At 53.7% G+C, this 7114-nt stretch carries 10 protein-coding genes; 6 read left to right on the top strand and 4 right to left on the bottom strand.

Annotated elements, in window-relative coordinates:
• Window positions 1-609: 609 nt before the first annotated feature.
• Window positions 610-1068: a large conductance mechanosensitive channel protein MscL gene (gene mscL, locus Abin_RS01195; RefSeq protein ID WP_048844539.1), complete on the bottom strand. Its 459-nt coding sequence runs from the start codon at window positions 1066-1068 to the stop codon at window positions 610-612.
• Window positions 1069-1344: 276 nt separating this feature from the next.
• Between mscL and rpmE the strand changes: the two genes are divergently transcribed.
• The 3 genes from rpmE to Abin_RS01180 all read left to right on the top strand — a co-directional run bounded on the left by rpmE (window position 1345) and on the right by Abin_RS01180 (window position 3092).
• Window positions 1345-1572: a 50S ribosomal protein L31 gene (gene rpmE / locus Abin_RS01190; protein WP_048844538.1), complete on the top strand. Its 228-nt coding sequence runs from the start codon at window positions 1345-1347 to the stop codon at window positions 1570-1572.
• Between the two features lie 191 nt (window positions 1573-1763).
• Entirely contained in the window at window positions 1764-2276 is a 513-nt protein-coding gene (locus Abin_RS01185) for an Hsp20 family protein (protein WP_048844547.1), read from the top strand.
• 207 nt (window positions 2277-2483) lie between these two features.
• Window positions 2484-3092 (top strand): DUF1013 domain-containing protein, encoded by a 609-nt coding sequence (locus tag Abin_RS01180; RefSeq protein WP_048844537.1) that lies wholly within the window; start codon window positions 2484-2486, stop codon window positions 3090-3092.
• Between the two features lie 119 nt (window positions 3093-3211).
• Here Abin_RS01180 and Abin_RS01175 read toward each other — a convergent pair whose 3' ends face one another.
• Window positions 3212-3376: a YdcH family protein gene (locus Abin_RS01175; protein ID WP_084593373.1), complete on the bottom strand. Its 165-nt coding sequence runs from the start codon at window positions 3374-3376 to the stop codon at window positions 3212-3214.
• A gap of 232 nt (window positions 3377-3608) precedes the next feature.
• On the opposite strand from Abin_RS01175, the gene Abin_RS01170 reads away from it, so the two are divergent.
• Genes Abin_RS01170 through Abin_RS01160 form a run of 3 tightly spaced genes read left to right on the top strand, consistent with a single transcriptional unit; the run spans window position 3609 to window position 5563 of the window.
• The gene (locus Abin_RS01170; protein ID WP_048844535.1) at window positions 3609-3815 is read left to right on the top strand and encodes a YdcH family protein; all 207 of its coding nucleotides are present in this window, start codon (window positions 3609-3611) and stop codon (window positions 3813-3815) included.
• Between the two features lie 30 nt (window positions 3816-3845).
• The gene (gene purE, locus Abin_RS01165; protein WP_084593370.1) at window positions 3846-4385 is read left to right on the top strand and encodes a 5-(carboxyamino)imidazole ribonucleotide mutase; all 540 of its coding nucleotides are present in this window, start codon (window positions 3846-3848) and stop codon (window positions 4383-4385) included.
• Window positions 4382-5563 (top strand): 5-(carboxyamino)imidazole ribonucleotide synthase, encoded by a 1182-nt coding sequence (locus Abin_RS01160; protein WP_048844534.1) that lies wholly within the window; start codon window positions 4382-4384, stop codon window positions 5561-5563. The genes purE and Abin_RS01160 overlap by 4 nt, the downstream gene beginning before the upstream one ends.
• 35 nt (window positions 5564-5598) lie before the next feature.
• On the opposite strand, the gene Abin_RS01155 is transcribed toward Abin_RS01160, so the two are convergent.
• Both Abin_RS01155 and Abin_RS01150 read right to left on the bottom strand, forming a co-directional pair.
• Entirely contained in the window at window positions 5599-6384 is a 786-nt protein-coding gene (locus Abin_RS01155) for a JAB domain-containing protein (RefSeq protein WP_255319394.1), read from the bottom strand.
• On the bottom strand, window positions 6381-7088 hold the full coding sequence (locus Abin_RS01150) for a JAB domain-containing protein (RefSeq protein WP_258027414.1): 708 nt from the start codon (window positions 7086-7088) through the stop codon (window positions 6381-6383). The genes Abin_RS01155 and Abin_RS01150 overlap by 4 nt, the downstream gene beginning before the upstream one ends.
• Between the last annotated feature and the right edge of the window lie 26 nt (window positions 7089-7114).

Here is a 7114-nt window from a genome sequence, read left to right as displayed (position 1 = left end):
CCAACGCGCCAGTTTCTTTACAGCAGCAGGTTACGAACCAGATTAAAGACGAATACCGTTGGCTTGTATCAGTCGCACCACACGACGCTCACTCACATAAAAAAAATTAAACTGCTTTATATCTCCATTCCTCCAATAAAAACCGAAGAAATGGAATCACAGAGAGGGCCTCAAACCATGGCGCTTTTAGAACCCTCCTCTTTGAATTAACCCAATGAAATTCTCGCTAATCCTCTTAGCATACTTAATATTCTCATATGAAGGATCCTGCTCTACCCTCAGCACACTCAGCAACGCCATCTGATCGGCTTGAGCCAGTCGAATAACGTCCTGTGGCGCAAGGTCGCCTGACATTACCCTTCCCCGTACCATACCGTGGGCGATGATATAGCTATATAGTAGCGTGGTTGGTGTGGGAGTTATTTTGACTGTTGTCATAGAGGTGTGGCACCCAGCCAACAGGCTCATGCCCACCATGGTGCAACATAGGCCGCAGAAACGGCGCAAAAGAAACGGAAAAGCAGATGCTGGTTGCTTCATAAAATGTAGCCTACCTCACATCCGCCTTTCCGAAAACAACCATTCAGACTGTCAGCCGACAATCAGCAATTAAACCTTGCGGGCTGCCAGTTCGTCACGGATTTGTTCGAGCAGCAGTTCTGTCTTTGTGGGGGCTGGTGGTTCGGCCGGAGCGGCGTCTTCGCGCACATGCATGCGGGTCAGTGCTTTGACTGTCCAGAAGATAACCAGACCGACAATCAGGAACTGAATGACCGCATTCACAAACAGACCAATGTTAATGGTCACAGCACCTGCTTTCTGGGCTTCCGCTAGCGTTGCCAGATGTGGGCCCTTCAGGGTGACAAACAGGTTGGAAAAATCAATCCCGCCAATCAGCAGCCCGATAATCGGGTTGAAGATATCTTTCACCAGGCTGTTCACAATAGAGGTGAACGCAGCACCGATGATAACACCGACGGCCAGATCAACCACATTGCCACGCATAATAAAGGCGCGGAACTCGCCCACCCAGCCGGGAGCATGCACCCGAGATTTAATGTCAGCCATACAGAACGCTTTCCTTCATTTCTAAAATAATACCTGCCTGTACCAATTTTGCGTGGTACTCCACAAGATAAAAGACGGAGTGTGGTTATTTTCCGTCGCGATAAGATGCTTCTTTACAATTCTGCAACACAGTCTGTCAGAAAACGCACTGTAAACTGCCTGTTGAAGGATTCTTGCGCCGGTAGTTGTTGATCCCTGACGCACAGATAGGTATATGCACTCGCACGCGAGCCCGGTCGGCATCGGGACAGCTTTGTTTGAACTGAAAGATCCATCATGAAACCCGGCATTCACCCTGACTACCACGAAATCACTGTCATCATGACCGATGGCACCGAATACCAGACGCGGTCTTGCTACGGCAAACCCGGCGATACGCTGCGTCTGGACGTAGACACGAAGTCTCATCCGGCATGGACAGGCGTGCAGCGCATGCTCGACACCGGGGGCCAGGTGGCAAAGTTCAACAAGCGCTTTGCTGGTATCGGCACACGCTCCAAGTAATACGCCGCTTTTTAGGCTGTATGAAAAATCTGGAACCCCGCCTCTTGAATCAGGAGGCGGGGTTTTCCACGTTTAGCGTTGAAGAAAGTGCCCGAAACGGGGCTTTCCTCTTATCTGATTATCGCCAGCGTGCCCGCCGTAAGGGGGCTTATCCTGCTGGCATGACCTTGCTGAACGAGGAGGTTTTTCTCATGAGTTATGATTTTGCACCGCTGTTCCGTACCGCTATTGGCTTTGACCGCTTGGCACAGGTGATGGATACGGCTGCACGAAACACCGCGACCCCCAGCTATCCCCCCTATGACATCGCGAAAACAGGCAATGACAGCTATGCCCTGACTATGGCCGTAGCAGGATTTGGATCAGATGATATTGAACTGGTGGTTCAGGACAACACGTTGGTTGTGTCCGGTCGTGTAAGCGAACCACAAAATGAAGGAGAAATCCTTCATCGCGGTATCGCACGGCGCGCATTCGAACGCCGTTTTGCCTTGGCTGACCATGTCGAAGTCACCGGTGCCGACATGAACAACGGGCTGCTACGCATTGCCGTCCGTCAGATTATGCCAGAGGCCCTCAAGCCTCGTCGTATTCCGGTACAATCTGGTCCGTCTGTTCCGAACTATGCATCCAGCACAGTCGCTGTCTCTTCTGAAGCACGCGGAACGCCGTCACATCCCGACCTTCCCGCGGCTGCCGCGTAAATTGGCAGTGTTATTTTGACGGAAAAGGAGGGGCTTCTGCTCCTCCTTTTTTATATTCGTGCATTTGCTGCTTGACCTATGCGGGGCCCTCCCCCCATATCGTCGCCAACTAATGCGCGCCGGCAGGCACGCGGGCCTTCGGAAGTTTCCGAACCGTCACTTTCTCCGGTGCCTGCGCAAGCGCCGCCCGACGACAGGATGGAACCGATGACGACCCTACCGCTGATGCCGAAGGCCACCGCCGTGTGGTTGATTGAAAAGACAGCTCTCAGCTTTACCCAGATTGCTGAATTCTGCGGGATGCACCCTTTGGAAGTGCAAGCCATTGCAGATGGTGAAGTTGCACAGGGGATTGTTGGGTACGACCCTGTTGCCAACCGTCAGCTGACACAGGAAGAAATCAGCCGGTGCGAAGCCAACCCTGACGCCAAACTGAAAATTCTTAGCTCTGGCAACCCTGTCAAACGTCGCTCCAAAGGCGCACGTTATACGCCTGTGGCTAAACGTCATGATCGTCCGGATGGGATTGCCTTCCTGCTGCGTAACTTCCCACAGCTGGGTGATCAGGAAATTGTCAAACTGCTGGGCACCACCAAGGATACTATCGCCAAGGTGCGGAACAAGCAGCACTGGAACTCACCCAACATTAAACCGCGTGATCCGGTGACTATTGGCTTGTGCAGCCAGACAGACCTGAATGCAGCTGTAACCGCTGCAACACTGCGTCTGGAACGCGAAGGCCAGGAAATTCCTCAGCCGCCAGCAGCTTTGCTTGAAGATGCGCCAGAGCACACATCACCAAGCGTGGAAGACTAAAAAAATTAAAGGGGGTGGCACTTAGCCTCCCCCTTTTTATGCCGGTATCTTTCCTGGCAGGCTATGGGAAGAAGATGCACCACAGTGAATGGCTGTAAAAATCTTTTCCCGTCATATGGTCACGACGAGAGACGTTCTATCTCTTCCTTTAGCCTGAGTTTTTGAAGCTTGAGGGTGATGAGAACACGCTCATCTGGTCGGGGTCGGCCCCCTTCCGCAGAAATCTGCTGATCAATCCGTGAGTGGCGAGATTTTAGACTTTCAATTCTCGACAGGAGCGTCATCGCTGCCTCCATTCGGTTGATGGTCATAATACCGTAACGCAGGCTTCCATGTTTTTTTCATGTTTTTTTAATAATCCACGCAGCCGAGCCATGCGTAGCATTCATGTCTGTATTTTTAATCTTTGCCGCTGGTGTCCGTCCCTGACATGCGCAAAACTATATCTTTCGAGCAGGAAACCCCTTCCTCATCTGATTATCGTCGCATGATTCGTCACGCCGGAGACACATCACCATGCTGAAAGACCGCGATTCACTGCTTGGCCAACTGCACGAACTACGTAGTGAACATCGTGATCTGGATACAATCATCAGCCGACTGACCCAAGAGAGCACCCAGACCGATCAACTGCACCTTCAACGGTTAAAGAAGCGAAAACTGTTGCTTCGTGACCGTATTGCATGGCTTGAAAGCCATCTGATCCCCGACGATATTGCCTGACCGTTTTTCAACACTGGATACAGCCTAACCGTGAGCGAAACTGCCCCCCTGCCCGCCTCCACAGCCCAGACTGATACCTCTGCCCCCAAAGTGGGCATTATCATGGGCAGTCAGTCAGATTGGGAAACCATGCGTCATGCAGATGCCCTGCTGACAGACCTTGAAATTCCCCACGAAACGCTGATCGTGTCTGCGCACCGTACGCCAGACCGACTGGCAGACTATGCCAAAAGTGCTGCTGGGCGGGGTTTGTCTGTCATTATTGCCGGTGCTGGTGGGGCAGCCCATTTGCCCGGTATGTGCGCTGCATGGACGCGTCTGCCTGTTCTGGGCGTTCCGGTTGAATCACGCGCCCTGAAAGGCATGGATAGCCTGCTTTCAATCGTGCAGATGCCTGGCGGCGTGCCTGTAGGTACGCTGGCCATTGGTTCTTCCGGTGCCAAAAATGCGGCGCTGTTGGCTGCCGCCATTCTGGCATTGCAGGAACCAGAACTGGCTGCCCGGCTGGAAGCATGGCGCGCTTTGCAAACGGCATCTGTTGCTAACTCACCAATGACTGACGCAGAATGACGTCGAAATCCTCCACCACTTCGGTTCTTGGGCCTAACGCCGTTATCGGCATTGTCGGGGGCGGTCAGCTTGGCCGCATGTCCGCTATGGCTGCCGCCAAGCTAGGCTTCCGCACCCAGATTCTGACCAAAGACCCGAATAGCCCCGGCGCGCAGGTATCCCACGGTGTGACATTGGGTGCCTATGATGATCTACAGGCACTGGACGCCTTTGCCCGCACCGTCGATGTCGTGACGTTTGAATTCGAAAACATCAGCGCCGATGCCATGGATTGTCTGTCTCAATACTGCCCGGTGCGGCCCTCGGGGCATATTTTACGCATCAGTCAGGACAGACTGGCTGAAAAGACGTTTTTTACGGACAACGATATTCCGCTGGCCCCATGGCATGCCGTAACGGACCTTTCTTCCCTGCATAATGCGGCAAAAAAACTTGGCCTGCCTTTTATCCTGAAAACCACGCGTAATGGCTATGACGGCAAAGGCCAACGCCGCATTCATCATCTGGATGAACTGGAAGACGCTTTTCATGCGCTGGCTCCGCATCCGCTTGTGGCGGAAGGTATGGTCAGCTTTGCCTGTGAACTTAGCGTCATGGTGGTACGCGGTGTTGATGGCACGGTGCGATGCTTCGACCCCGGCATGAATGAACACCGGGACGGGATTCTTGACCTTACTCTGGCCCCTGCCCCTGTTGAGCCCAGTATCTCCGCCCGTGCGCAGGCTCTCGCCGTCTCGATTGCTGAAAAGCTTGATCTGGTTGGTATTCTGGGTGTGGAAATGTTCCTAGATCAATCCGGGGTGCTGCTGGTGAACGAGATTGCTCCACGCCCACACAATTCGGGGCACTGGACGATGGATGCCTGCCCGGTTGACCAGTTTGAAATGCATATTCGGGCTGTTGCAGGTATGCCGCTGCCCCCTACTATCCGCCATTCAGATGCCGTCATGAAAAATCTGATCGGCCCGGACGATATTGCACTCTGGCCGCAGATTATTGCGGCCCCAACGTTGTTGCCCCACCTTTATGGGAAGGAAGACGCTCGGCCGGGCCGTAAAATGGGGCATGTGAACATGATTTTCCCGTATGGCAGCCTGCCGGGAAAACTCGGTATTCAGGATGCTCTCGGCCCTCTGGCTTCCCCAGAAATCGCCGAAGAAGAAATTACTGCACCCTAACAAAAGCAGTCACGACTGCCATCAAGAAGAAGGGCTTAAAAAAGTCCTTCTTCTTTCAAACTACATAATTTCTGACCACCGACAATGACGTGGTCCCAAACGGTTATGCCCATAATATCCGCCGCCTGCACAATGTGGTGCGTCATGGTGACATCATCCTGTGACGGTGATGGATCACCGCTTGGGTGGTTATGCACCAGTACCAAATAGTGGGCCTTTAGTTCCAGCGCGCGGCGCACAACTTCCCTTGGATAAATCGGTGTGTGATCGACCGTACCGCGACTCTGCATTTCATCAGCCAGCAGCGTATGTGCTTCATCCAGAAACAGAACCCTCACCTGCTCTACTGACTCTTGCGACAAAATGGCGCGTAAATACCGGTAAAGCTGCTCCTTATCCGCCAAGACACCAGCCTGTTTTACGCGCGCCCGATGCAGCCTGACTGCTGCTTCATGAACAAGCTGAAAATAGACCGCCAACAATGCATCATTATCTGTAGCGGCCAGAAGTGTTTCGGGCGGCGCACTTATCACGCCAGCCAAGGAACCAAACCGTTTGAGCAAAGCCGCAGCAACAGCGTCGGGCTTTTCCTGCCGTGGCTTTATGACGGTAATTAACCCTGTCAGCAGGTCTGGGTCAGAAATAGCCTGCGTTTCAGTTTTGTCGCTTTTAGGCGTATTTTGAAACAATTGCTCCAGTTGCGCGGATACGGCGGGCAGCATTGTCTTCAGCTTCTGCCCCATATCCGCAAAGCCGTTAGGATTGGTCGAAACCGCCTGCCGCTTTGCGACATCTTTTCTGGATGAGACGGGTTTGCTCACCAATCTTGCCCCACAAGTCGGAAACTGCGCCATGCGCCGTTCTGAAGCACTAGATGGTCATGCAGTTCAACCGTCAGTAAGGGCGCATTTTTAAGAAGAGCCTGAACAAAAAGACTATCTGCCGCCATCTGCCGGTCAGGAGTAAACGACGGCTCCGCTAGTCGCACCGTAATGAGAGCGGATGCATGCAGGGCCAGCGCGCGCTGCAATATCCCGGCAACAGCCTGTCGCACAGGACTATCCTGCTGGGCCTTTTCCAATGCCGGTGACACCATCTGGCCCCGAGCAGACTCTGCTGTCAGCCCATCCGCAGGCACAGCTTCATCTTCCAGCAACTGGTTCCGACTATCCAGAAACAGGACACGCAGGCTACCGGCTGGCAGCCCAGCATAGTGCGTATCGCAGTAGGCCAGCAGATTGTCCCAACTTCCGATATCTGTGCGGCATACCGAGTCAGGGGTGCCCATCCGGTCAGCAATAGAAGGCACCAGCCCCAGCAGCTTGCAGTTCGCAGGGCCAACGCCCGCAGCACGCAGTGCGTCTTCCGATGCCCCCAATACCGCTGCCAGAGACCCGAAATGGTTGAGCAAGGCCTTGGCTAGCGGCTTGGTATCGCGGCGAGGCACACCGGGAAACAGCAGCATTTCCAGAATTTCGTAATCCGCCAGCGAAGACGCGCCACGTTGCAACACACGCCACCGCATACGCTGCCTATGGCCAGATGGCCCTG

This window comes from Acetobacter indonesiensis, assembly GCF_000963945.1.
Classification (GTDB): domain Bacteria; phylum Pseudomonadota; class Alphaproteobacteria; order Acetobacterales; family Acetobacteraceae; genus Acetobacter; species Acetobacter indonesiensis.
This window is presented reverse-complemented; position numbering and strand designations above follow the sequence as displayed.